This window comes from Myxococcus sp. AM011 (assembly GCF_013372595.1).
Classification (GTDB): domain Bacteria; phylum Myxococcota; class Myxococcia; order Myxococcales; family Myxococcaceae; genus Myxococcus; species Myxococcus eversor.
In genome coordinates, this window is record NZ_JABXEM010000591.1 from 1 (window position 1) to 758 (window position 758).

At 74.0% G+C, this 758-nt stretch carries 1 protein-coding gene and 1 pseudogene; both read right to left on the reverse strand.

The genetic code is table 11. From position 1 onward, the window contains the following. A pseudogene (locus HUW62_RS47525) lies at positions 1–539 on the reverse strand (phage tail sheath protein); the annotation flags it as partial. Beyond that, positions 536–758: hypothetical protein (locus HUW62_RS48320; protein ID WP_217912000.1), on the reverse strand; the 223-nt coding region annotated here is incomplete at its 5' end. The gene HUW62_RS48320 and the pseudogene HUW62_RS47525, both read right to left, overlap by 4 nt.

A 758-nucleotide genomic window follows, 5' to 3' on the forward strand; every position in this document is an offset into this window, starting at 1 on the left:
TCCCGCCCGTCGTCGACGCGCACCCGGAGCGACTGCCCGGCGGTGAGGGTGTAGGGGCCGGGGCGGCCCGCGGAGACGGAAGCCGCGGTGCCGGAGAAGACGACGTCCACCGCCTCGGCGCCGTTGGCGGACACCTCCAGGCGCTGGCCGTTGGCCAGGGTGAAGGGGGGACGCAAGGTGCCGCGCACGACGGCGGGCGTGGGCCCGCCGCCCGTGGTGAGGGCCGCCGCAGCAGGCATGGCCGTGTGCGACTCGGGGTTTGAGGCGTCCTCGTAGTGGGCGGTGCGGACCGCCCACAAGTGAGTCCCTCCGTTCTCGAAGAAGCCCATGGCGGCCAGGGCCAAGTCGGCGTCCGGCGTGAAGCCGCCGAAGGTGGCCTGGTACTCCTCGAAGGAGGTGCACAGCACCGCCTGGCCGATGGGGCCGCGCTCCGCCAGGCCCACGGCGCCGGCCACGGAGGTGGGCGCCGAGGGAATGCCACGGACGCGCGGCTCCTCCTCCTCCACGACGATTTTCGACGACAGCAGCTCACGACTCACGAGGCACCTCGCTTCTTGCGGGACGCGCGCGCCGACACCTCCGGCGCGGCAGAGGGTGGCGACGACGGCGGGGCCGTGGGGGCTTGCCGCTTCAGGGCGACTTCGCCGCGGCGAATGGCAGCAGCCACCGCGGGCACGCAGAGAGTGGCCTCGGGCACGTCCTCCAGCGATACACCCGTGGCCAGGGTAAGGGAGGACGGCAGGCGTCGGCCGCCACGG